This is a genomic window from Mucilaginibacter inviolabilis (assembly GCF_011089895.1).
In the GTDB taxonomy this organism is placed as follows: domain Bacteria; phylum Bacteroidota; class Bacteroidia; order Sphingobacteriales; family Sphingobacteriaceae; genus Mucilaginibacter; species Mucilaginibacter inviolabilis.
In genome coordinates this window covers 2,892,401-2,916,328 of record NZ_JAANAT010000001.1, presented here as the reverse complement: position 1 = coordinate 2,916,328, position 23,928 = coordinate 2,892,401, and the positions used below count along the sequence as shown (strand labels likewise).

Sequence of the window (23,928 nt, the reverse complement as noted above, 5' to 3'; positions counted from 1 at the left end):
AAGTGAATAATTGGTGCGTTAATGATTAAGGCATAATAATGATGGTCCTGTCCTCTATCCGGTAATGGATCTGCTCAAAACTTAAAATATGCATGAGCTGTGCGGCAGTGATGTTTTTGTTCATTTGTCCCGAAAACTCCCTGGTGGGAATTTGTCCTTCGTATTTTACAGATACATCATACCAGCGGGAAAGCTGGCGCATTACGGTTTGAATATCATCATCCTTAAAATAAAAGAAACCTTTTTTCCAGGCTATGGCTTCTTCTATGTCGGCTTGCGATACTGCTAAATTGCCATCCTTTAATTGAACCTGTTCACCGGGCTTTATTTGGCTGCTTGTTTCACCGGCCAATACTTTAACACTGCCTTCCAGCAGCGTGGTTCGGGTGAGCTTTTCGTCCGGGTAGGCATTCACATTAAAATGAGTACCTAAAACTTCAACAGTTTGGCCGTTTGATATTACCCGGAATGGTTTGTGCCGATCATGAGCGACTTCGAAATAGGCTTCTCCGGAAAGTTCTATTTCCCGCTTTGTGCCAGTGAACGTTACCGGGTATTTTAAAGAGGATGCAGCGTTTAGCCAAACTTTGGTTCCGTCGCTTAAAACAAGCTGGTATTGGCCACCTTTGGGGGTAACAACAGTATTAAATACATTAGCCTCATGGGGGGTATTGTGCCCGGCCTGATCATAAGTGATACGGCCATTAGAGTTTTTATGAATAACTATGCCTTTTTCGTTAGCCAAAGCCCCGTTTTTGGTGTCGTTTAGATTGATAGAATTGCCGTTGGATAAAATCAACGTGGCTTTATTACCACCAGGGAGTAAATTGCTGTTGTTTTTTTCAGCAGCTAGGGGTGGCTGGTTTTGATGAGGCTTGCGCTGTTTTATAAATAATACACCGGCGCATAGTATCAAAATAGCGAGAGCGGCAATACTGATCAATCGCCGGTAATTAATTTTCCGTTGGCCCGGTAGATCAGACATAATACGCCTGAGAATTTCGTCACGATTGTTTTCCAGCTCCTGATCATCAATTTTAGGAGTAGCAGCGTTTTGGGTATAATGAGCATACCAGCTTTCAACCAAAGCTTTTTCTTCTTCGGATACCTGGCCATTACGGTATCGGATCAATAGATCTGTTGCGTCCTTTTTTGACATAATTGGTAAAGGGGGGAGGACCCTTATTACGCTATATGCACTTCAGGAAGGTGTAGGGAGTAGATGAATTATAAAAAAAGTAAAAAAAATTTACTTCCCAGTTTTAATCTTAAAACTTTCAAGGAGTTATTAACCTGTTTTCTAACGGTTAATACACTGATGTTGAGTTGATCGGCAATTTCCTGGTGCGAAAAATTATTGTTGCGGCTCATTTGAAATATAAGCCGCATTTGTGGAGGGAGCATGGCTACTTCAGCCTCCACTATGGCGATGAGTTGTTTTATACGAATAGCCTCATCCGCTTCAGGCTGATTATCAGTATCCAGGTAATTTTGAAAGGAGGTGATATAATCATTTTTAATTTTAAGATGCCTGAAGTTGTTCAGTACCTTATTTCGAACTGATGTGTAGAGGTAAGCCGCAAGATTATCTTCCGGATTGATATTGCCACGGTTGTTCCATACATATACAAAAACCTCCTGGAGTACATCTTTTACTGCTTCAGGGTCGGGTAAACTTTTATACGCATGCCGGTAAAGGACTCCATAAAACCGGTTGTAAATTTCTGTAAAAGCCGCTTCGTCACTATCATTTAACAGACAGGCCAATTCTTTATCCGAATAAGCACAATAGTGGGACATAGCGTATTTTTAAATAATCGGGGCAGGCACCAGGCAATTCATTGCCGGGTACATAGTTACTATTAATATGGGTTTTTAATAAATTAGTATATAATGGTGCCTAAATATGATAAATGTTTGTGGATTAAAACTTCGGGAATTTGTCATAAGAGTAAGCGAAATTGGCACAGATATGACAGCTGTACCAATTTGGCCAGACGAAAAGGGTGGATGAAGGACGTTATTTTACCGTCCGTAAGAGAATGTTCTTCGGAGTATTACTGATTAAAGAAAATAGCCCGGCCTGATTAAATTGGATTTAGTTGGGTATTTTAATATAAAAATGATCGCCCCTGTTATCTCCGAAATTTGCGAAATTCTCAGGACCTAAGGATGACCTGAACGCCTCTGAAACATAAAAATCGTTCTGATAGGTGATGAGCTTTTGCACGCTGTTATTAAGGGTATACAAAGTTAAATAGCTTTTGAAAAACAAAGGGCTGTTGTCCTTCTCAAACTTCGCTATTTTTACCTTGAGATCGCTGCCGCCAAAACCCGAAGGTAATTTTGATTTTGCAAAAAGCGTATCAGCAATATACTGAAACTCCCGGCTATCTACATTGGTGATGGTTTTACTGACCTGGGAATGGGGAGGAATAAAAGTTACGTTCTGTGGGAGAGTTACCTGAGCACTGATATTTCCATCAGAATAACGGATTCCGCGGCCTATGGATGTTGAGGATATCGATCCATTTACCTGTAAAACGCCATTGGCATAACTGGTGCTTTTTTTATCCATAACAAAGGCAGAGCGTTCCCAGTCGGCATAAATAGGTTCGTTGAGTTTGTTATAAATATTGATGCGGATGGGCACGTTTTCACCCGCAAAAGAGTAAAGGATCTTCACGGAATCGTTCTCCAGTTTAAATTCACCGGTTTGTTCGTTATGAACAGTGTTGGTGCTGCTGAGTGTATTCATCTGGTAGGTACTGCATGACGATAATAGCCCTATAGCCACGCAAATGATAAGTAATGTTTTCATAGGTTGAATAATTTGTGTTGTTTAGACTCAAAAATCGCCACAAAGTTTAATTAAAGCGTTGATTCTTAGAAGAATTTTGGAAATAAAAATGCACCTTAAAACAAAAAGCCTCTGCAATACATTGCAGAGGCTTTTTGTTTTATTTGAGAGGTGTTTTTAATTAATAATAAAAGGCGTTAGTTTGTACGTTTGCGCTAAGCTTCTTTTGGTCGGTGGCTGCGGCCAGTCCTTGTAGCCATATGGTATATACCGAACCGCTGTTCAGTTTTACATCTTGTAATGTGGCCAAAACGGTGGTAGTTCCTGCCTTGCGAACTTCCAGTGTATAAGTGCTGTTGCCTTGTATGGGTACAAAAACCGAGGCTCCTTTATATGGCTGATTGCTGGCCAGTAAGGTGCTTGCTTTTATTCCCAGGTCAACCGCACCGGCATCCGGGCTAACATTTACGAGGCGAATAGTGGCCTTTCCTGCGTCCGGGCGACTGATGGAATCGGTGGTTAATATCATATCCGGGGTGGCGGCCACGTTAGACAAATACATGGAGTAGAATTTTTGGGCGGTAAGATTTATGGTATCTCCTTTAAGCTTTTGCTGTGTACCCGCTATATAAAAGCTGGCTACCCTTTTACCCGGATAGGCCCTGATGTAGTCGATCCCATGTCCGTAATTGATGGGGAAATCATTGGCGCGGTTCTGATCCAAAAAGAAGTTTACAGGTTGTGAATCCGGTGAGGCGTTGATTACCGACAAAAATGCTACCGGAGGTTCAACATAGTCATTGTCATGATTTTTTAAGCAGGAAGTAAGCAGTACAGCCAGCAAACATATCATCCCGACTATGCCTGCCCGCCTTTTTAAATTTTGTTGAACGTATTTCATAAAATTAATTGTTGTAGAGATAAACATATACCCAACCTTACGTATAGCACAGGTAAGAATGCTACAGATGATCGAAATTTTATCTGTAAATTAAATGTTACGTTATTTGGGTAGAACGGCTGTTCAAAATATCATGCTATTGTCTGTTTATGTTGAATTATCAGCCATGTTAAATCGATGATCTAAAAAAGACAGATATTAGATGATATGAAAGCATTAACATTTTCCTCATTTGGCGATCCCGGGGTTCTTCAATATCAGGAGATCGCTCCACCTGTATTAAAAACAGGGGATATACTGGTTGAAATGAAAGCCATCGGACTTAACTTTTCTGATACCGAAAGACGCAAAGGGAATTACCACCTGTTGGGTAAGCCTCCCTATATTGCGGGTTACGAGGGCGCCGGTATAGTAGCTGACAATAATGGCCATCCTGATTTTAAAGTGGGCGGTAGGGTGAGTTTTGGAGATGTACCCTTTGCTAATGCCGAGCTGGTTGCCGTTCCCGTAACCCACGCTATTCCTTTACCTGACGAAATAAGCTTTGAGACAGCTGCCGCTATCCTTTTACAAGGCATGACTGCGCATTACCTGGCAACAGATAGCTATCCGGTTAAGCCCGGCGAAACCGTTTTGCTACATGCAGTAGCCGGAGGTGTTGGTCAGTTGCTTACACAAATATGCAAGTTGCTGGGTGCAAAAGTTATCGGGCTTACATCCTCCGAAGCTAAAAAAGCAACCGCTCTGGCAGCGGGAGCCGATACCGTTTTTTTATATCAGGATAATTGGAAAGAAAAGGTATTAAACTATACCGGTGGCAAAGGTGCAGATGTAACCTATGATAGTGTAGCAAAAACATTGAATGACAGTTTAGAGGTAACCCGTACGTTAGGTACCGTAGTGTTATATGGCAAAGCCGGCGGATTGCCCGAGCCTCCTCCATCATTGGAACTTTTGATGGATCGCTCGCAAACCATTACGGGCGGTGACCTTTGGAGTTACCTGGATTCAAAAGAGGAGCGGATCAAACGATCAGGGGTGTTGTTTAACTGGATAACTTCCGGGCAATTGGTACTGCAGGTTCCCAAATCCTTTAAACTGGCCTATGGCAAACTGGCCCATGAGTATATGGAAAGCAAACAAAGTACCGGGAAGATTATTTTAATTCCCTGATCAATAGGTTAATTCGAGTTCAAGAAAACCTCCATATCATTTCGACAAACAGCGATGGACAAAGTGATAGGGTGAGGGGAAATCTTCTACGTGGGGCAAAGTTTCAATTGCAAATCGAAGAAGATTTCTCCTCGTACCTCGTTCGAAATGACACTTTTTTATTGGTATTGCACTTCCTTATATCGAATTCACGTTGAGTTATTGCAATGGGTTTTTACTCTGAACTAAGTAATTTTAGGTAGCTAAAAATATCCCTGCCCCCGGGCCCCTTTGGAGGGGCCCGTAATGGGGACAAGGAACTTATAGTACCGACAATATACAATACGCTGAAACCGGTGTATTCGATACACCGGTTGAATAATATTTATTCATTTAATCATCAGTTAAAACATTTTACCTAAAAAGGCTTAATAATTATTTTACCCACGGCGTTTGGCTTTTATCCTTATCTTCATAGCTCCTTATCTGCAATTATTTTTATGCCGATGCCGATCAAAAAAATCATATTTAAAACGCTCAAAATAAGTGGTATAACATTGGTGAGCTTGCTGGCGCTGATGTTTCTGTTGCCTTATCTTTTTCCTCAAACTATTACTAACAAGATTAAACAATGGGCTGGCGGCAGCATCAACGGTAAACTGAATTTTACCAGTACGCGACTGTCGTTCTTTAAAAGATTCCCGGCACTTACCCTTACGTTAAATGATTTTTTGTTAGATGGCAGCGCACCTTTCCAGAATGACACCCTGGTTGCAGCCAAAGAAGTTTCGCTGGCGATAGATCTTTCGTCGGTATTTAAAAGCAAGATCAATATCAATAAAATATACCTCAGTCAGGCGGTTATCAATATTAAGGTTGATAGCAGCGGTAAGGCCAACTACAACGTATACAAATCAAAAGATAGCAAACCCGCGAATGCGGCCGATACCAGCAGTGCATCGCTGGGTATTGAACAAATCCTGATTGAAAAAAGCCGGTTGGTATATGATGATAAGTCGGTTCCCATGCAAATTGAGGCCACCGGGTTTAATTATAAGGGCAGCGGCGATTTGAGTAAAGATATTTTTGATCTGTCGAGCCATATCGCTGCAGCCTCTGTCGACTTTATTTATGGCGGTAAAAGCTATGTTCATCATAAAAAAGTAAATGCCGACCTGGTCACCAGCATCAATACCAAATCATTGGCTTTTGCCTTTCAGAAAAACGATCTGCTCATTAATAAGCTGCCGGTTAAATTTAAGGGCCGGTTTGAGTTCCTGAAAGAAGGTTATGATATGGATTTCCGGATCACATCCGACCAGAACGATCTGGGAGATATTTTTACCGCGCTGCCTGCCGAGTATGAAAAATATGTAGATAATATGGATATCAGCGGTAACGGTAATATCCAGATTGCGTTAACCGGTAAATACATCGCCTCCAAAAACATCATGCCCGACTTTACTTTCAATATGAAGGTACGTGATGGTGCCGTAGTGAACAAAAGCACCCCCGAGCCGGTGAAAAATGTGTTCATCAACATGAATGCAAAACTGCCGGGCCTTAATCCGGATAGCTTAAATCTTAATGTCGATTCGATCTATTTTAACATTGGTAAAGATTATTTTGGCTCGGTGATCAAGGTGAAAGGGGTCAAGGAACCACAGATCTTCGCCAAGATCAATACCGAGGTCGATCTGCAAAAATGGAACCTTGCCTTTGGTGTTAAGGCTGTCGACCTGAAAGGACGCTATTCGCTGCACCTGCTGGCCGAAGGTAAGTATGCCAAAGGACTGAAAAGAACCGGTGGGTTACGGCCAAAGACCGAAACAGTGATCACCAGTATCCCTAAATTTACCCTGCATTCCACCTTCCGGGACGGGTATATCAAATATGCCAACCTGCCCGAGGCACTTAAAAACATTAGCTTCAATCTGAATGCGGCTTGTCCCGATCATGATATAGCACATGCCACCCTGCAGGTAGATAACCTGAATGCCATAGCTCTTAATAACTATATCAAAGGGTATTTAAAACTGAGTAACACTGCTGGTGCCATGATCGACGCGGGGCTTCAAACCAAATTCCACTTGAGCGATGTGAAACAGTTTTTACCCGCCGATAGCGGTATGGATGTACGCGGCGACCTGGACGCGAATTTGCAGATTAAAGGCAGGTACATTCCCGAACGCCGGATATTCCCGGTTACCGATGCCAAACTGGAATTGAAGAACGGCTATATTCAAACCAAATACTACCCGCACCCGGTGAAGGATATACAGGTGAGCGCCAATATTACCAACACCACCACCTCATTAAAAGGGTTGAAAGTGAACATTAAACCGGTATCTTTTAATTTTGAAGGACAGCCTTTTATGCTGAAAGCCGATCTGCACAATTTTGACGATCTGAATTACCGTATAGCCTCGCGCGGGCAATTGGATATTGGCAAAATCTACCAGGTGTTTGCGATGAAAGGCTATGATGTAAAAGGCTTTATCAGCACCAACTTTTCACTAAAAGGAAAACAAAGCGATGCCCTTGCAGGCAGATATAACCTGTTGGCTAACTCGGGTACCATGAAAGTGAAGGATATCACGCTTCGTTCGGAGCTATTTCCCAAACCTTTCCTGATCAAAACCGGACTGTTTAGCTTTAACCAGGATAAGATGAAGTTTGATCAGTTTACGGCTAATTATGGTAAATCGGTGATTGTTTTGAATGGCGCCTTGTCAAATGTTATTGATTATGCCGTTAAACAAAATTCACCATTAAAAGGACAATTTAATCTGCAAAGTGATCTGATCATTGCCGATGATTTTATGGCTTTTGCAGGTACTCCGGCATCGGCTAAACCTACACCTACCAAATCAAACGGGGTTATCCTGGTACCCGCCAACCTCGACCTTGATTTTACTGCCAATGTGAAAAAAGTAAAATACATGGGACTCGACATTAGCGATGCCAAGGGGCAAATGAGCATCAGCAAAGGGCAGATCATCCTGAAACAAACCGGCTTTACCCTGATAGGCGCACCTGTGATTATGGATGCTACTTATGGCAGCACCACACCGCAAAAGGCCTATTTTGATTACCACATCAATGCTAAAGAGTTTGATATACAGCGTGCTTATAAAGAAGTAAAGATGTTTCATGACATGGCTTCATCAGCCGCGCATGTGCAGGGTATTGTGTCGTTAGATTATAAGCTAAATGGTAAACTCAACGGTGATATGAAACCCATTTATCCTTCTATAAAGGGTGGCGGCGTGCTTTCTGTAAAGAAGGTGAAGCTGTATGGCTTTAAATTGTTCAGTGCGGTAGGCAAACAAACAGGGCACGATAGCCTGGCCAAAGGCGATGTTAGCAAAGTGGATATTAAAAGCACCATCGCCAATAATATCATGACCATTGAACGCACCAAAATGCGTATGGCCGGTTTCCGGCCAAGGTTTGAAGGCCAGGTGAGCCTGGATGGCAAACTGAACTTGCAATTCAGATTAGGCCTACCACCATTCGGTATATTCGGCATCCCGATGACCATCACCGGCACTCAGGAAAACCCCAAAATAAAAATGGGGAAAGCCAAGAAGGAAGATGAGCTGAAGGAAACAACGGAGGATCAGTAATATAACCACAAATGAGTGCATTAAACAATGTATGGTACCTTTCTTCTGAAAACACCCGGCAAAAGAAACAGGTAATGGCTATGGACGATATAGGAATCTTAAATATATCTCCAGGTATATTAAGTTTTAGAGGAACTAAAACAGAAATAGTTATTACAGAAATTATTTCTATATCCTATGGCAAGCAAGGCAGAGACTTTATAAATAATTGGGTAAAAGTTGAATACTACGGCAGTAATGGCGAATTATCGCGTGCTTATTTTGCCGACGGTAACAATAGAGGGTGGTCTGGTATTTTTGGTGGCACTAAAAATATATTTAAGCTTTTGAAAGAAGTCTTTAGTCTATAAATCAGCTTATTTTAAGTAAATTATGTAACAAAGCAGGCAACTTTTGGTCATTACATCATGAAGACCTTTATAGCCACGATCAGCCTTTGTGTACTTTCGTTATTCCATACTAGCAAGCAGCAAAACTTCGATGCTTTTTGCAGCAGGTTTGTAAGTGGTTATGAAGCGCTCAATTTGCCGGAGCTCGACCTGAGTTATGTAACCGGGCTGGAGCGCATTGGTTCGGCAGATGACTTGCAAAAACAGCTGACGTTTTTCAAATCGATACAGACGGAGCTTGCCAGTTATAAGTCTGAAGAGCTAAGTCCTACCCAAAAAACGGATTACGCGCTGATTGCCTATGAAACCAAACTCAACCTGGAACACCTGGCTTTAGAGCAGGACTGGCTTAAGCATAAACCGGCGCAAATACCTACAGGTGGTATCATTACCATACCCAACGGCAAAGCCTGGTACGCGTATTTACTAAAGCGCTGGGTTGATGCCGACGTTACACCCGATCAGATCTACCAGTTTGGTTTAACCGAAGTTACCCGGGTACAGAAACATATAGAAGCCGTGAGGGCGCAAACCGGTTTAAGCGAAGATGCTTTTTATAAGCATTTAAATGATTCTTCTTTTTTTGAAAAAGATCCGGAAAAGGTACAGCATGAGTTTGAGCATACCAAGGCCATTGTATATGCCAACCTGCCCAGGCTTTTTAACAATACCAATATCCCGCCGTTAAAAATAGAAAAGGGAGCCGCCAAGCAGCTGGCACAAACCCCGGGCTATTACAACGACAATACTTTTTACTATAACCTTTTTGATAAGCCTTACAATAAGCGCCAGTTTGATTGGCTTTTTATTCATGAAGCTGTTCCGGGACACCATTACCAGCTCAGTATAGTGGCGCAAACTAAAACCTCCGAAGTACAAAAACTCTTTTTTTACGCAGGCTTGGCCGAAGGCTGGGCTGCCTATACCGAAGAACTGGGCAAGCAATTGGGTGCCTATCAAACACCTTATGATGAAATGGGTAAGTGGGAGTGGGATATAGTACGATCTGTACGTGTACCCCTTGATGTTGGATTAAACTATTACGGCTGGACCGACGCTCAGGCCCTTGCCTTCTGGAAAAAGAACATCCGCAACCAGGATGATATAGCCATGCGTGAAATAGCCCGCATGAGGCGCTGGCCCGCGCAGGTAGTAACCTACAAATACGGCGCGCTGCAATTACTGCACTGGAAAGAAGAACTACAAAAGAAACAGGGCAAGAATTTTAATATCAGGGATTTCCATTCCCGGGTGTTGGATCATGGTTCGTTACCGATTTTTTTGGTAAAAAAGAATGTGTTTGGATAGATAAATATCTTGTCTGTACTGTGGTTAGTGTTTGATTTGATAGCAGGTTTATCAAGAAATTATTACGCAAACGTTTGTTTGGGATTTAATTATAATAATTGCAATTTAACCATTGGTTTATCTTTCTGTCATAAAAATTAAAGCAGATTTGCTATTAAATTTCTACTTTTTAAAAAAAAATAATATTCAATTATACCCATTGATGTTGCTGACTGCTGACGCCTGTTTGATAAAGTCGAGTAATGCTATTTAATTGGTAAACAAACGATTGCGTTGATGTTTTTGAATTGCCCGCGTTGCTTAATGTTAATTTAGAATTAACTAAAATGGCCAATACATCGTATATGTTAACGCGTTTTTAAACCAACCAATCAAACCAAACTAAATTACTAACATCATTATGAAACACAAAAAAATTAATCCTAACGCTAAGTTGGAAAAAAGCTCATTCGTACTGCTTACAGCAGGGATCCTTTTTACGGCGGTATTTGCAGGCTGTCAAAAACAAGGTGCAGTAAATCCGGCTAAGACAACCGTTGCTGCTGCAACAAATCAACAAACGGAGTTTGTATTAACCCCTTTTGGAAAAGTGCCTGCCTCTAAAGTACACTTAGTGGAGCAGGGTACCGAAATAGCTGTAGTGGATGGAAATATTAAAAAAATAAATTCAACAACAGGGGCCATACTGGCCGATTATGGTTCCGCTACCCAGGCAACAAATACTAATGCCGTAAAAAAAACTTTAACACAAAGTCTGGCCACTCAAAGTTCGGGAAATACTTTAGGTAACGGTTATTATGTCGACTCTCCTCTGCCATCAGGAAAAAACATCCAGTCATTCTCTACATCCTGGGTTGTTCCAAGCGCGCCGGTTGCAGGCGCAGATACCGTACAGTTTTTGTGGAACGGGGCAGATAATGCTAACGGCGGAAGTGCCTTTATGCAGCCTGTTTTGTGTTGGAACAACGGCTATGGCCATATTTGGTATGTTCAAAACTGGGGTTATGCAAATGGGGCATACTTTCACTCCAATGCAAGTGCGGCTATAGCCAGTGGTACAACTGTAACAGGGGTAATGACGCAGGTTTCTGCCGCTCCCGGAGCATATAAATATACTATAGGGTTTACCGGGTATCCGTCTATAACTTATACCCAAACTTACCCCGATCCGGCAAATGAAGTAATAGAATGCTGGGAATCATATGCCAGTAGTTATACCTCTTTTCCGCCAGATCAATACGTTGCAATGAAGTCAATGAACCTGCAATATGTTGGAAGCGGGTCGACCAATCAGCCAATTACATGGATACAAACCAATGATGGTGCAAGACCTACACCATCAGGGAAAAATACGGTTATAAAAAATAATGGGACCACTAACTCCATAGTCGATTTTTATTTTCGATAACATTATTTAATCCATTGGCCATTTAAGTAGCTCTGTAATAATTAATTATTTTGTACGTGATCCTCATCAATGGGGATCACGTATTTTTTAGATAGCTTGAAGTCACTCCCATTTAAAGATATCCTGTGATTTTCTTTCTTAGTTATAAATCGCCATCCCATTCAATTCAATACAATAATCAGTAATCCAGGGGCCTGCTACATCGACGTATAAAATATTGGGTTTGTTATTCTGTGATTTTCTTTCTTAGTTATAAATCGCCATCCCATTCAATTCAATACAATAATCAGTAATCCAGGGGCCTGCTACATCGACGTATAAAATATTGGGTTTGTTATTTTTGTTGATGGTACCCGTACCTATCCAGCCATTAACTTTTGCCGGCAGGTATTTGTTGCCGCCCGTGGCCATGTCAATGATACTCTTATTTTTCTTGATTACATTGGTGAGCAGCATCAGGCCATTAATTACAGGGTCCACATTCTCATTCTGAAAATCGTTGCATACCAGTGCCGCCTCGTCACTGCTTTGGGTAAGCTGCCAGTCGAGGCGTATCAGATCATTTTTATTGACACCACTTATTATCGAGTTAAAAAACAGCTCCTCTTTGTTCAGTAGTTTATTGATCTGGTTGGTAGCCGCGTAAGCCCTGCGGATGTTCAGGAAGGTTTTGCTTTTATCGGCCATGGAGTTGGAGTCGATCAGTTTATCGGCACTGGCATATTGTTCAAAGGTTACGATCACCTTGCCTGCCAGTTGGTTCAGTTTAATCTGATCGATACTTTTGGATTGGTTATTAAAGATATGCTCCTTACCCAGTGTGCTGAAAATGTAATCGGCCACTTCATCTGTAGAGGCTTCTTTCGGGCAAAAATGACTAAAAGTTAAAATAACGAACTCCTTTTTGTTCCGAGCAAGGAAGTTTTTAACAGAGTCAATTATATCTTTAAAACGCTCGCCATAACCGCCGCCCATAGCTTCTGCCATACAATCAGATGAGCTGTGTTTGGTATAAATGCTGTTTTTAAATGATCCCACCCGCAAATCAAACATCCGGATGCCGGCGTTAAGCTGTTGGCCTATATTTAATTTTTGTGTAAGTGTATTGCAGTTATTGATAGAACCAGCCTGTTTGCCACCGGTACCGTTTAATGCCGACATGCCCGCATCGTGCGAGCCGGGGATCACGATATCTTTAAGCGTTAACTCGCCTTTGGTGGGGAAAAGCGTATCTTCCATCCACCGGGTCGGGTTGTAAGTGGTGAAAAAGCTGAGGTACAACTTCTGATCGGCGCCAATAAAAGCCATGGCAAATTTTTTATCATCTACCTTACAAACGGCAACAGGGTAGGCTGTTTTGAAATAATTAGGTAAGGAGTGCCCTGTTAATGATCTGGCCTGTTCTTCGCCGGTTGCATAATATACATTATTGTCCTTTTTAGTGTCCTTCCAGATATAAAACAAACGGGTAGTATTAAACGGATGATAAATAGCCGGCGATACCTTGGTTTTTGAGCCGGATACAGGCGACTGGTCCGTCCAGGTTTGGGTATCAGTATTCAGATCGGTATAGTAGATTCCCTGGTCGTTATAATAACACAGCCTTACCGTGTTGTTGGATAGGGTGACTATAAAAGGGTACTCAGCGCTTTTTTTATTGGGTACGGTTTGTAATACAGCCGGTTTAAGTATCCCATTATCATCAGCATCAATAAAGGCTACAACCATATCGTTTTTGTTAGCCGCATGCGAGGCGATCATGATGCGCCCGTTGACCACTGTTGCCGTAATACCTGATCGTAATTTAGGTGAATTTTCAAAATTCACGGTACCAATAAATTGCGTATTGAATGTAGTATCGCTATTATTGATCATATATTTTAACGAGCCGTCGGTACCCAGCCATAAAACGTAGATATGATTATTAGTCACTCTTAAAACTGGTGCAAAGGCACTCTTTTCGATACCGGATGTGGCGTCTTTTGCTAAAAGCCGGATATCGTGATGTTTGCCTACATAACATACGTGGATACTGCCGGTTGGGCCGGCTTCTTTCCAGGTAACAAAATAATTGCCTTTAAAACTGGTAATATCAATAGCCTTATCGGTACGGGCGGCGGGTAAAAAATTAACAGGCTGACTAAAGCTCAGGTTTTGAGCTCGTGCAAAAACGGTAAAACAAAATAGTGTTAAGGTAAGCGTTACAAACTTCATAAGAAACCTTTAAACGAACTGCAAGGGCAAAATAGTTTAACAATAGCTGCCAATATTTTCCCCTTAGGTTGAATTTATAATAATTTTACGGCAAACAAATACCCCGATGCTAAAAACCTTTATTGCTTTTTTCTGCTTATTGCTTTTTTTTCAGGGAGTTAAGGCTCAGGATGCCAATTATTGGTCATCAAGTTATAATCCTGCCGGTTTCTTAACACCGGGTGCCGTAATCGCTTTTAACCGCGATAGTGGGGTGATGTTTCTGAATCCTGCTTTGTTGGCCTATAGCAATAAAACTACGGCATCCATCAGCGGGTCAATTTATCAATATAGCAATATCAGGGTAAAAAATGGCGCCGGGACCGGGCTCAATCTTAATTCAAGTTCGGCTGCCATCATTCCGCAAATAGTTTCTGCAACTATTTCACTCCAGGGGAAAAAGCCTTTTACATTAGGATATGCCCTTATCCATAACCCGGTGATGAATTACCAGGTAACGCAGCAGCGCGATGCCAAGTTTAATGTGCTTGATGATTCGTACAGTCCTGGCGATGAGTCTTTTTTGGGGCAGGTTAAAAAACAGAGCACTATAAATGAAACTACCGGTATTATAAGCGGAGGTTTTAAAATAGCCGATCATTGGGCCCTGGGCTTATCGGCCGAGGGGCAGCTGCGTAAACAGACCGGTGATTATGACGCCAGCTCAAGAGCGTTGATCAATGTAACTACCAATACAGGTTTTTTGCCTTTAAGCTCGTCTGAAGAATCATACCTGGCTTCCTATTATCATATAGGTTTGAGGTTTAAAACCGGCCTGGCTTATGATGATGACCGAAACCATTTTGGTCTTACTATCACATCACCCCTGTTGCATATAGCCAGCAGGGCAAACATTTTGAGCGATAATGCAGTGAATAACCTGATCATAACCGGTGATGACCCGGAGCATCCGGCCGGTAGGGATACCATCAACTTTTTGATCAATTCCAGGCAGCAGAGACTAAAGGCTATTTATAAAATGCCCTTAAGCATTGGTTTTGGCTATGCCTATGATTATGAAAAAGGACAACTATATTTTGCTACCGAATATTTTGCCAAAGTGAACGAATATAATATTATAACTCCGCGGGATGTTGACGCTGTAAAGGGTCAGGTGCCGATCAAAGTTTCTGCTAAATCAGATCTTCGGCTCAAAGATGTAAGGAGATCCGTTATTAACTTTGGGGTTGGGGCAAGCTATTTAATACGACCTGATGTAACCGGTTTTGTATCCTTACACACCGATTTTAATTATGCCAATAATGATTTGTATAAAGATGAAAATGGCTCGTCCAGCAACATCGCTTATTACAATATTTATCATTGCCAGTTGGGCGCTAACCTTAAACGGCGAAAGTTTAATTTCAGGGCCGGGCTGTTATTGGCATATGGCACCACCAATAAATATTTACAGGATATCAATTTTGATAATCCTAATGAAAGTAATTTCCTATCGGGAAATCCTGTGGATACCCATGCTTCGCATTTTTCGGCAGGTTTACTATTAACTTATATTCATAATTTGTAGCATATGGGCCTGGCATTATGAGGGCTGTAACCATTTTGTATAATTTAATTACCAAACATTTTGAGCATTGCAGGGTTTAAAAATGGACTTACCTAATCATAATAGATTTATTAGTAATTGAAAATTAAATATTTAACATCCTGGAAACACAACATATAACAAATCGAAGATTTTATTTAGCATTTAATATTTTACTATTGATATTATGGGCCGGTATGCCCGATTTTGCCCACGGTCAGGCAGTTAACACTGATTCTTTAAAGAAAGATTCTTTACGGAAAAGCGCTGCGCTCATCAAAAAAAAAGAAGCAGCGGCGTTATCCAAGCAATATGATGTGGGCGATCTGGCACATGCTATTCTTCATCCGCATAAAAAGCCCGATTCTGTACTGAAAAAATCATCAGGTATCACTGTTATTCCCAATGTAGCAGCAAACCCTACTATCGGTTCCCAGATTGGTATCAAAGCCGTAGCAGGCCGTAAATTAGGGAATGACCCAAATACGTTGTTGTCTGTAGCGGCCACATCGGCCTCCATCACTACTAAGGGTATCATTTATTTTTATGTAAACCATAACGTGTACACCCCAGGCAATAAATGGAATTTTCAGGGCAGCCTGGTTGCTGCTAAAACCGTTACGCCAGATTTTGGCCTGGGCATTGGCCGACAAAATGTAGAGGGCAGCGAGGCCGATAAAATACTGGCCGATCCGCAGCGTAAAGTATACACACTTAAATCGCTTTATTTTAATTTCAGGGAGAAGGCTTATAAAGAAATACAAAAAGGCCTTTTTGTAGGCGCAGGTGTATCCTTTGATATCAGACGAAACATTGAAGCCAAGGATACCACCAATAAACTAACCCCATCCCGCATTTACAACGAACAACACGGGCTTCCGCAGGATCATTACTCCGCAAATGGATTGCTTTTTAACGTGCAGTATACCACCCGTGATAACCAGAACCGGGCATACAAGGGTATTTATGTAGATGCCGGTTTCCGTGTTAACCAAACCTGGATGGGCAGTACCAAAAGCGCGGTACAGTTTACTACCGATTTTAGGAAATACTTTAGCCTGTCTGAAAGTCACCCAGAGCACGTGATCGCGTTCTGGAACTGGGGCTCGTATTTACTTGGCGGCACATTGCCTTACCTGGAACTTCCGGGCACCGCACGTGATGGCAGTTTCCGCAGCGGCAGGGGGTATACCTCTACTTATTTCAAAGGAACCCAATATAATTATTCCGAGGTAGAATACCGTTTCCCGATACTCCGGAATGGCTTTGTAAGCGGGGTTACCTTCTTCAATGTGCAAACTGCCAATGACGAGTTGGGTACCAAATTGTTCCAGGTATGGCAGCCCGGTGGCGGCGGCGGCTTACGGGTATTGTTTAACAAGGCTACGCGCACCAATCTGTGTCTGGACTATGCCTGGGGTAAATATGGTTCCAAAGGCTTCTTTTTGGGTTTGAATGAGGCGTTTTAAGAGAGTCTGAAGTTGGAATAGTATGAATTCTTAAAGTCGTGGCTACCTACTTTGTAAATATTCTTTCTGTTACATATCCAGTTTTAGCATCTACTGTAAATTTAAAACCGCACCAGTTAAACGAAACTAATTTTAAATTCTCTATTTCAATACTTATAAAGGGGCAGTATCCAATCATATCAAGGTTTTCCGTTTTGGCAATTTGCCACAAAATTTTACCATCAAAATCTATAGCAAATACATTTTTGTTGTATCGGATGTTTTCCAAAATATCTAAAAGAACTATTATTTTGCCGTCAAATGCTAAAGTTTCTTTTATAGGAAAATCAAATTCAACTATATTCCCTTTTTCAAGGATTATCTTCTTTTGATCTACCTGGTGATTTTCTATATCCATACTATAGCTAAATATAATTGGTTTTTACCAAAACATTTAATTTGACCTGATATAAGCTATAAGCATTTTAAAATCTTATTTTTAGCGCCTCAAATACCGGTGCTTGTTTTTGCCCGGTATGCAATGGAATATACAAGCTAAAAAATGAAAGTTTTAAAATTTGGCGGAACATCGGTGGGTAGCCCCGCGCGTATGAAAAATCTGCTCGACATCATTAACCCCTCCGAAAGGCAGATCGTTGTGCTTTCGGCAGTATCAGGCACCACCAATAGCCTGGTTGAAATTGGACAAGCTTATCTCACCGGTGATAAGCAAAAGGCCATTACCCTTATTAAGCTGCTGAAGGACAAGTACGAACTGTTTATCAAGGAACTATTTACTGATGACAAATTTTTAAAACAAGGTAAAGAGGTTATCGACTACCATTTCTCGGTGCTCAGCAACCTGGCCAATGATCTGTTTACTACTATTGAAGATAAGATTATCCTGGCGCAAGGCGAATTGCTATCGACTACATTGTACCATGTTTATCTGAAACAGATCGGCGTGCCATCGGTACTGTTACCTGCGCTTGATTTTATGAAGATTGACGAGGATAACGAACCGGTTGTTGACCATATCACCGAAAAACTAACCCCACTGCTGGATAAGCATCCCGAAGTAAACCTGTTCATCACCCAGGGCTTTATTTGTCGCAATGCCTTTGGCGAAGTAGATAATCTGCGTCGTGGTGGCAGCGATTATACCGCATCTCTAATAGGTGCAGGTATCCGCAGCGAAGAGGTACAGATCTGGACAGACATCGACGGTATGCACAACAACGACCCGCGTATTGTGAAAGGTACGCAGCCCATTGCCCAGCTGTCATTTGATGAGGCTGCCGAGCTGGCTTACTTCGGTGCTAAGATATTGCACCCTCAGAGCGTGTTCCCGGCACAAAAATATAAGATCCCGGTACGTTTACTCAATACCATGGATCCCAAGGCACAGGGTACGCTTATTACTAACACCAGCGAAAAGGATAAAATCAAATCCATCGCCGCCAAGGATGGTATTACGGCCATCAAGATCCAGTCAAGCCGGATGCTGCTGGCACATGGTTTTTTGCGTAAGGTGTTCGAGGTATTTGAGCGTTATAAAACTTCTATTGATATGATCACCACTTCGGAAGTGGCGGTATCCCTAACCATCGACGATACCACTTACCTGGGCGATATTACTACTGAATTGAATGCTTTTGGTTCCGTAGAGTTGGATGTAAATCATACTATCATTTGCGTGGTAGGCGATTTTGGTGCCGAAAAGCATGGTTATGCGGCCAGGGTGCTGGAAGCCGTAAAGCATATCCCACTAAGGATGATATCATACGGCGGCAGCGACCATAATCTGTCGTTACTGGTAAAAACCGAAGATAAGATAGAAACGCTGAGGAGCCTGCATAACAGGTTGTTTTGATTTCGGAATTCGGAGTTTCGATTTCGGATTTAGCTTCTTCGCATAACATTTTTGACTTTTTAATTTTGATTTTTGACTTAAAATAATGTTCAATACAGATACAATAAATCGCTTTAATGATTTAGATACCCCATTCTATTACTACGATCTGGAGGTATTGCGCCAAACGCTTACTGCTGCTCGTGATGCTTCGGCTAAGCATGGCTTTCATGTGCATTATGCGCTGAAGGCCAACTTTAATCCGAGAGTGCTGGAAATGATCCAATCCTTTGGTTTTGGTGCCGATTGCGTGAGCGGTAACGAAGTAAGGGCGGCTATTGACCGTGGTTTTGACAAAGGCAAAATTGTGTTTGCCGGTGTTGGTAAATCTGACAAGGAGATAAACCTTGGTTTAGATACTGATATTTTTTGCTTCAATGTAGAGTCGGTACAGGAGTTGAATATTATAGATGGACTGGCTGCAGCCAAAGGTAAAAAGGCCAAGGTAGCTATCCGCATCAACCCTAATGTGGATGCGCATACCCATCACTTTATTACCACCGGTCTTGACGAGAATAAATTCGGTATCAATATATGGCAACTGCCCGACGTAGCTACCGCTTTGCGTCAATGTAAAAACCTGGAATTTTTAGGTATCCATTTCCATGTTGGCTCACAAATTACTGATCTGGAAGTATATAAAAACCTGTGCACCCGCATCAACGAAATGCAGGATTGGTTCGAAGATCACGGCTTCCCCGTTAAGGTGCTTAATGCCGGTGGAGGTTTGGGTGTGGATTACTACAACCCCGATGGCAACATTGCCGATTTTGAAAACTATTTCCAGGTATTCAAAAATTTCCTGAATGTAAAACCAGGTCAGGAAGTACATTTTGAATTAGGTCGTGCCCTGGTAGCTCAAAGTGCATCGCTCATATCCAGGGTGTTGTATGTAAAAAATGGTCAGAAGAAAAACTTCCTGATACTGGACGCCGGTATGACCGAACTCATGCGTCCTATGCTTTACCAGGCTTATCACCAGATAGAAAATTTGAGTCAAGAGTCAAGAGTCAGGAGTCAAGAAAAAACTCACCATTCACCACTCACCATTGACAACATAAAATACGATATAGTTGGCCCTATCTGCGAAAGCACCGATTGTTTTCAGAAAGATGTGGAGTTCCCCGAATCATTCCGCGGTGACCTGATCGCTATACGTACAGCCGGCGCTTACGGCGAAGTAATGGCATCGGGCTATAACCTGCGCGATAGAGTAGGGAGTATATACTCGGAGTAAATATCTGAATTAAAACAGGGGCTGTCACCCTGAGCCTGTCGAAGGGCGTGCGCAGAGGCCTGCCCACCATGCTTCGACAAACTCAGCATGACAGCCTTTTATATTTTACCCCAACAATTCCTTAAAATATCCATCGGTAAAATCGCTTGCGAAATGCAGTACGTTGGATAGCTTCTCAAATTCATGCGGTTCATGAGTAGTGGTGATCACAACGGCATTCATACCGGCATTGGCGGCCGCTTCGGCGCCTTTGGGTACATCTTCAAATACGGTGCAGTCGGTAGGGTTGGTATTCAGCAACGCGGCAGCTTTTAAAAATGTTTCGGGATGGGGTTTGCTAAGCAATACATCATCGGCGCTTACAATGGCCTTAAAATAGTGCCTGATGTTCAGATTATCCAACACAAAATCAATATTAAAAGGAATAGCCGCCGAGCCTATAGCCATGGGGATACCTTGTTGATAAGCAGCCTCTAAAAACTCCGGCAAGCCAGGCAATAAGGCCAGGTACGGTAAAAATTCCTGTTGATATTTTTCCTCTTTCTCGTAGGATAATTTGTTCATCTCCTCCAACGTGAACCGGTCGGGGCCAAACATCCGTACCAGTACTTCGGGGTTTTTACCATACATCTGCTGCTTTACTTCGTCCCAGGTAAAACTGCCACCCAGCTGGTCATTTAATAAGGTTTGCCAGGCTTTGGTATGGTAGGGCATGTCATTGATCATAGTCCCGTTAAGGTCAAAAATAAAGGCTTTCATGTACGTGAATTTTTTTTGGCAAACATACCTATTTTGAAAATTAAGCCGCATGAGGGATCATGCATCACCCGATAATTTTTTTATATGGTATTATGGGCTGTAAATAAGGTATTTAGCTAATTGTGGTAATGGTGATTTCGGCTTGCCGACTTGGGTTTATAAAATATTGTTGTACCTTGCGGCCTTTAATAAATAAAATAATGCAAAAAGAAGGAACAGTAAAATTTTTCAATGAAACAAAAGGTTTTGGTTTTATTACACCAACAGGTGGTGGTCAAGACATCTTTGTTCATTCAACAGGCCTGATCGATGAAATCCGTGAAAATGATAAAGTAGAGTTTGAAGTAGAGAACGGAAGAAAAGGTTTAAATGCGGTAAATGTAAAAGTTATTTAATTATAATATAACCATTAAGCATACAGGCATCCACTTAGTGGATGCCTTTTTTTTTGGCTCATAAAATGGATGTGGAGTTCCCTTGATTCCATTATGTCATTGCGAGGCACGAAGACAACCGACCGGAGGGAGCTCATTAATACCGTTAAAAATAAACACAACATTAATAATCTCGTAGCTATTCTTATCGACGAGAACGCGAGGAGATTGCTTCGTACCTCGCAATGACATGGTTTAATTTGCTATCTAAAAATCTCCCCTTTCTGCTGCAGCAATAACAGGGTGAGTCGATTCGCAGGACATTCTTGTTCCAAAAATCCTTCCATCTCCAAATAAAACTGGCATTGTTGTTGTTTACATCTATGCAGATTAAATCATCTAACTAAAAAATTGAACATGAAAGATCAAGCAAAAATTATAGCAGCACTTTTAATTGGCGCGGCAGCCGGTGCCGCAGTAGGTTTATTGTTAGCTCCTGAAAAGGGCGACGATTTACGTGAAGACATTGCCGATTATATCAATGATCTGGTTGGTGCCGCTAAAAACAAAGCGCAATCAACCGCTCATGATATTAAAGAATACGGTAGCAATGCCGTTGACAAAGCAAAATCAAGATTTAGCGGTACTGTTAGCGATTTGCGTGAGAGAGGCGAACATGTGGTTGACGCCGTAAAATCAAAAGTTCATGATGTAGCTGGTAAGGCAAAAGATGCAGGTGAAGATGCTATAAATGAGGCTAAATCAAAAGTAAAAGATACTGCCGACAACTGGAACGATTCTGTACAGGGCGCATAATTTTTAGGACTACTATACAACAAAAAAGCCCGGCATTTGCCGGGCTTTTTTGTTGTAATACGTTATCATTTTATTTTTTAACGGTGAATTTATTGTTACTTACATCGGCATCCATAAATATGCCGCCATCCAGCTCGGCCGACTGAATGGTCTTGTTAGTTTTGATGTTCACACTGATCTGTTTTTGATTTTTCTCCCAAACGCCGGGTGTTTGGTGTATGCTTTCGGTGGTTCCGTCGGTATAGGTCACCTTCACATCAAAGGGAACTGCAAAACCGCCGATGTTTTTGATGGATGCAGTGTAGCCGCCGTTTGTTTTGCTGATGTTTTGCAACGCCAGGTCGATATAATAATTGGTGAAGAACCAGTTGTTAAAGAACCAGTTGAGGTTACGGCCCGATACACTGCTCATAGAATTAAAATAATCCCATGGGATAGGGTGTTTGCCATGCCAGCGATCCATATAGCCATGCAGGGCCTTTTTGAACAAGGCATCGCCCAGCATATCTTTCAACGCGAAATAACTTAATGATGGTTTGCCATAGGAATTATTGCCGTAACCACCTCTTAACTCGCTCGACGGGGTTATTACCGGCAGATCCTCGGCTGTTGACGCGTCACCTATCCATCTTTCAACCCGAAAGCTCTTATACAGCGCGTCGGCTTTTTCCTGGCCAACTTCGGCAGCACCTATCAAGCGTTCAAACGTGGTGGCCCAGCCTTCATCCATAAAGGCGTAACGACTTTCATTAATACCCATGTAAAAAGGAAAATAGGTATGCGCTATCTCGTGGTCCTGTACAAATTGGGAGAAGTAGATATCGGCGTTATGGCTGTCGTTCACCATCATCGGGTATTCCATATCGGCAAAACCCTGAAAAGAGGTCATTTTAGGGAACGGATAAGGTACACCCGGCCAGTTGTGTGATAACCAGCTTAAGGAGTTACGGCCATTTTGAACGGCATGATGAAAATCTTCGGCATTATCTAAAAACGCGGCCTGCATGCTGGCCCTGCGTTGGGTAGCATCATCAACAATGGTGCTGGCTGCATCCCAAACGTAATGATCGCTGATGCCTACGGCCATATCGCTGATGTCATTTGCTTTCCATATCCAGGTATTCACATCATTCTGGGTAGTAATATTTTTTGAGGCCAGGTCGGCGGCTGTAGCTACGTGGATGGTGGAGTCGCTGGTCATGGATGCCTGTAAACGCCTGGCATATTTGGGCTGCAGCACCTGGTTGGGGTTTTGCAGGGTTCCTGTGGCCCAAACTATATAGTTTTTGGGGGCTTTTACCTGCAGGGTATAGTCGTTAAAATCGTTATAAAATTCCTGGGCATCTAAAAACGGAAGTCTGTCCCAGCCGTTATAATCGTCATAAACAGATACCCGTGGATAGAAATAAGCCAGGTAATAGGTGGTAGAATCGATCATCCCTTCACGACCGCTCTCTTTAGAAATCTCGAAATGCCAGGCAATATGCAGATTAACCGAATCATGCGGCATGAGTGGTTTTAGTAAACCCACCATTTGGTTGGTTGAAGCTATGGCATTGTTTATCTTTTTAGCTTTACCGTTGATCAGGAAAGTGTCAATCTGTATGCCCGGGGTTAAATAATCGGGCTGAGCATTACCCATACGGGCCGCACCGGGTTTGTGAATGTTTAATATGAGCTTCATATTAAGCGATTTCAAGGTATCCGGACTGTTATTGATGTAAGTGATTTGCTCAGTACCCTTAATGTCTCTGCTGGGAGGCAGGGCTGTGATGGTGATGTTATACCGGCCATAGTTTTGCCAGTAGTTTTTTCCGGGTTTGCCATCGGCAGAGCGGGTTCCGTTTTTGAAGGCATGTTGTATATCCCGTGGCATATACAAATCCTGAGCCTGTACCTGTGCCAGCATCAGGCAGGCAAAGGCTGATAGAATTATAGATTTGATCATGTTTTTAGTTAATTCAAATGCAAATTAATGTAAATCAATTGATAATTA

General features: G+C 42.1%; 19 protein-coding genes. 11 read left to right on the top strand and 8 right to left on the bottom strand.

Translation table 11 applies throughout. The features are described 5' to 3' along the window. Positions 1 to 25: 25 nt before the first annotated feature. The 4 genes from G7092_RS11910 to G7092_RS11895 form a co-directional block, all read right to left on the bottom strand. Positions 26 to 1,159, bottom strand: coding sequence for a FecR family protein (locus G7092_RS11910; protein ID WP_166089516.1), 1,134 nt, complete (start codon positions 1,157 to 1,159; stop codon positions 26 to 28). A gap of 68 nt (positions 1,160 to 1,227) precedes the next feature. Next, a complete protein-coding gene (locus tag G7092_RS11905; protein WP_166089514.1) occupies positions 1,228 to 1,800 on the bottom strand; it encodes an RNA polymerase sigma-70 factor in 573 nt (190 codons plus the stop codon). A 298-nt stretch (positions 1,801 to 2,098) separates the two neighbouring features. Next, the gene (locus tag G7092_RS11900; RefSeq protein ID WP_166089512.1) at positions 2,099 to 2,821 is read right to left on the bottom strand and encodes a hypothetical protein; all 723 of its coding nucleotides are present in this window, start codon (positions 2,819 to 2,821) and stop codon (positions 2,099 to 2,101) included. Between the two features lie 160 nt (positions 2,822 to 2,981). Next, on the bottom strand, positions 2,982 to 3,701 hold the full coding sequence (locus G7092_RS11895; RefSeq protein WP_166089509.1) for a DUF4397 domain-containing protein: 720 nt from the start codon (positions 3,699 to 3,701) through the stop codon (positions 2,982 to 2,984). A gap of 207 nt (positions 3,702 to 3,908) precedes the next feature. On the opposite strand from G7092_RS11895, the gene G7092_RS11890 reads away from it, so the two are divergent. The 5 genes from G7092_RS11890 to G7092_RS11870 all read left to right on the top strand — a co-directional run bounded on the left by G7092_RS11890 (position 3,909) and on the right by G7092_RS11870 (position 11,587). Beyond that, on the top strand, positions 3,909 to 4,874 hold the full coding sequence (locus G7092_RS11890) for a quinone oxidoreductase family protein (RefSeq protein WP_166089507.1): 966 nt from the start codon (positions 3,909 to 3,911) through the stop codon (positions 4,872 to 4,874). A 485-nt stretch (positions 4,875 to 5,359) separates the two neighbouring features. Then, a complete protein-coding gene (locus G7092_RS11885; protein ID WP_166089505.1) occupies positions 5,360 to 8,482 on the top strand; it encodes an AsmA family protein in 3,123 nt (1,040 codons plus the stop codon). Positions 8,483 to 8,493: 11 nt separating this feature from the next. Then, complete coding sequence (locus G7092_RS11880; protein ID WP_166089503.1) at positions 8,494 to 8,832, top strand: hypothetical protein; 339 nt, start codon at positions 8,494 to 8,496, stop codon at positions 8,830 to 8,832. Positions 8,833 to 8,889: 57 nt separating this feature from the next. Beyond that, positions 8,890 to 10,179, top strand: a complete 1,290-nt coding sequence (locus G7092_RS11875; RefSeq protein WP_166089501.1) for a DUF885 domain-containing protein — start codon at positions 8,890 to 8,892, stop codon at positions 10,177 to 10,179. 400 nt (positions 10,180 to 10,579) lie between these two features. Continuing rightward, complete coding sequence (locus G7092_RS11870) at positions 10,580 to 11,587, top strand: hypothetical protein (RefSeq protein WP_166089499.1); 1,008 nt, start codon at positions 10,580 to 10,582, stop codon at positions 11,585 to 11,587. A 246-nt stretch (positions 11,588 to 11,833) separates the two neighbouring features. Here the strand turns inward: G7092_RS11870 and G7092_RS11865 are convergent, their stop codons facing one another. Next, positions 11,834 to 13,801: a phosphatidylinositol-specific phospholipase C domain-containing protein gene (locus tag G7092_RS11865; RefSeq protein ID WP_166089497.1), complete on the bottom strand. Its 1,968-nt coding sequence runs from the start codon at positions 13,799 to 13,801 to the stop codon at positions 11,834 to 11,836. A 106-nt stretch (positions 13,802 to 13,907) separates the two neighbouring features. Here G7092_RS11865 and G7092_RS11860 point away from each other — a divergent pair, with 106 nt between their 5' ends. Together G7092_RS11860 and G7092_RS11855 are read left to right on the top strand one after the other, a co-directional pair. Beyond that, positions 13,908 to 15,368, top strand: coding sequence for a hypothetical protein (locus G7092_RS11860; protein WP_166089495.1), 1,461 nt, complete (start codon positions 13,908 to 13,910; stop codon positions 15,366 to 15,368). 215 nt (positions 15,369 to 15,583) lie between these two features. Beyond that, positions 15,584 to 16,855 carry a BamA/TamA family outer membrane protein gene (locus G7092_RS11855; RefSeq protein WP_166089494.1) on the top strand — a complete coding sequence of 424 codons (1,272 nt, stop codon included), beginning with the start codon at positions 15,584 to 15,586 and terminating at the stop codon, positions 16,853 to 16,855. Positions 16,856 to 16,901: 46 nt separating this feature from the next. Here G7092_RS11855 and G7092_RS11850 read toward each other — a convergent pair whose 3' ends face one another. Continuing rightward, positions 16,902 to 17,252 carry a DUF7957 family protein gene (locus tag G7092_RS11850; RefSeq protein WP_166089492.1) on the bottom strand — a complete coding sequence of 117 codons (351 nt, stop codon included), beginning with the start codon at positions 17,250 to 17,252 and terminating at the stop codon, positions 16,902 to 16,904. Positions 17,253 to 17,396: 144 nt separating this feature from the next. Here G7092_RS11850 and G7092_RS11845 point away from each other — a divergent pair, with 144 nt between their 5' ends. Both G7092_RS11845 and lysA read left to right on the top strand, forming a co-directional pair. Then, positions 17,397 to 18,707 carry an aspartate kinase gene (locus G7092_RS11845; RefSeq protein WP_166089490.1) on the top strand — a complete coding sequence of 437 codons (1,311 nt, stop codon included), beginning with the start codon at positions 17,397 to 17,399 and terminating at the stop codon, positions 18,705 to 18,707. Between the two features lie 85 nt (positions 18,708 to 18,792). After that, a complete protein-coding gene (lysA, locus tag G7092_RS11840; protein WP_166089488.1) occupies positions 18,793 to 19,983 on the top strand; it encodes a diaminopimelate decarboxylase in 1,191 nt (396 codons plus the stop codon). 105 nt (positions 19,984 to 20,088) lie between these two features. On the opposite strand, the gene G7092_RS11835 is transcribed toward lysA, so the two are convergent. Next, positions 20,089 to 20,742: an HAD family hydrolase gene (locus tag G7092_RS11835; RefSeq protein ID WP_166089474.1), complete on the bottom strand. Its 654-nt coding sequence runs from the start codon at positions 20,740 to 20,742 to the stop codon at positions 20,089 to 20,091. Positions 20,743 to 20,942: 200 nt separating this feature from the next. On the opposite strand from G7092_RS11835, the gene G7092_RS11830 reads away from it, so the two are divergent. Both G7092_RS11830 and G7092_RS11825 read left to right on the top strand, forming a co-directional pair. After that, positions 20,943 to 21,137 (top strand): cold-shock protein, encoded by a 195-nt coding sequence (locus G7092_RS11830; RefSeq protein WP_166089472.1) that lies wholly within the window; start codon positions 20,943 to 20,945, stop codon positions 21,135 to 21,137. Between the two features lie 396 nt (positions 21,138 to 21,533). Next, positions 21,534 to 21,932 (top strand): YtxH domain-containing protein, encoded by a 399-nt coding sequence (locus tag G7092_RS11825; RefSeq protein ID WP_166089470.1) that lies wholly within the window; start codon positions 21,534 to 21,536, stop codon positions 21,930 to 21,932. Between the two features lie 70 nt (positions 21,933 to 22,002). On the opposite strand, the gene G7092_RS11820 is transcribed toward G7092_RS11825, so the two are convergent. Next, entirely contained in the window at positions 22,003 to 23,880 is a 1,878-nt protein-coding gene (locus G7092_RS11820; RefSeq protein WP_166089468.1) for a M1 family metallopeptidase, read from the bottom strand. Positions 23,881 to 23,928 lie beyond the last annotated feature (48 nt).

What these genes read in the sequence shown, in the direction of transcription:
- G7092_RS11910 (WP_166089516.1), bottom strand. Translation starts at nt 1,159, where the DNA reads ATGTCAAAAAAGGACGCAACAGATCTATTGATCCGATACCGTAATGGC.
- G7092_RS11905 (WP_166089514.1), bottom strand. Translation starts at nt 1,800, where the DNA reads ATGTCCCACTATTGTGCTTATTCGGATAAAGAATTGGCCTGTCTGTTA.
- G7092_RS11900 (WP_166089512.1), bottom strand. Translation starts at nt 2,821, where the DNA reads ATGAAAACATTACTTATCATTTGCGTGGCTATAGGGCTATTATCGTCA.
- G7092_RS11895 (WP_166089509.1), bottom strand. Translation starts at nt 3,701, where the DNA reads ATGAAATACGTTCAACAAAATTTAAAAAGGCGGGCAGGCATAGTCGGG.
- G7092_RS11890 (WP_166089507.1), top strand. Translation starts at nt 3,909, where the DNA reads ATGAAAGCATTAACATTTTCCTCATTTGGCGATCCCGGGGTTCTTCAA.
- G7092_RS11885 (WP_166089505.1), top strand. Translation starts at nt 5,360, where the DNA reads ATGCCGATCAAAAAAATCATATTTAAAACGCTCAAAATAAGTGGTATA.
- G7092_RS11880 (WP_166089503.1), top strand. Translation starts at nt 8,494, where the DNA reads ATGAGTGCATTAAACAATGTATGGTACCTTTCTTCTGAAAACACCCGG.
- G7092_RS11875 (WP_166089501.1), top strand. Translation starts at nt 8,890, where the DNA reads ATGAAGACCTTTATAGCCACGATCAGCCTTTGTGTACTTTCGTTATTC.
- G7092_RS11870 (WP_166089499.1), top strand. Translation starts at nt 10,580, where the DNA reads ATGAAACACAAAAAAATTAATCCTAACGCTAAGTTGGAAAAAAGCTCA.
- G7092_RS11865 (WP_166089497.1), bottom strand. Translation starts at nt 13,801, where the DNA reads ATGAAGTTTGTAACGCTTACCTTAACACTATTTTGTTTTACCGTTTTT.
- G7092_RS11860 (WP_166089495.1), top strand. Translation starts at nt 13,908, where the DNA reads ATGCTAAAAACCTTTATTGCTTTTTTCTGCTTATTGCTTTTTTTTCAG.
- G7092_RS11855 (WP_166089494.1), top strand. Translation starts at nt 15,584, where the DNA reads ATGCCCGATTTTGCCCACGGTCAGGCAGTTAACACTGATTCTTTAAAG.
- G7092_RS11850 (WP_166089492.1), bottom strand. Translation starts at nt 17,252, where the DNA reads ATGGATATAGAAAATCACCAGGTAGATCAAAAGAAGATAATCCTTGAA.
- G7092_RS11845 (WP_166089490.1), top strand. Translation starts at nt 17,397, where the DNA reads ATGAAAGTTTTAAAATTTGGCGGAACATCGGTGGGTAGCCCCGCGCGT.
- lysA (WP_166089488.1), top strand. Translation starts at nt 18,793, where the DNA reads ATGTTCAATACAGATACAATAAATCGCTTTAATGATTTAGATACCCCA.
- G7092_RS11835 (WP_166089474.1), bottom strand. Translation starts at nt 20,742, where the DNA reads ATGAAAGCCTTTATTTTTGACCTTAACGGGACTATGATCAATGACATG.
- G7092_RS11830 (WP_166089472.1), top strand. Translation starts at nt 20,943, where the DNA reads ATGCAAAAAGAAGGAACAGTAAAATTTTTCAATGAAACAAAAGGTTTT.
- G7092_RS11825 (WP_166089470.1), top strand. Translation starts at nt 21,534, where the DNA reads ATGAAAGATCAAGCAAAAATTATAGCAGCACTTTTAATTGGCGCGGCA.
- G7092_RS11820 (WP_166089468.1), bottom strand. Translation starts at nt 23,880, where the DNA reads ATGATCAAATCTATAATTCTATCAGCCTTTGCCTGCCTGATGCTGGCA.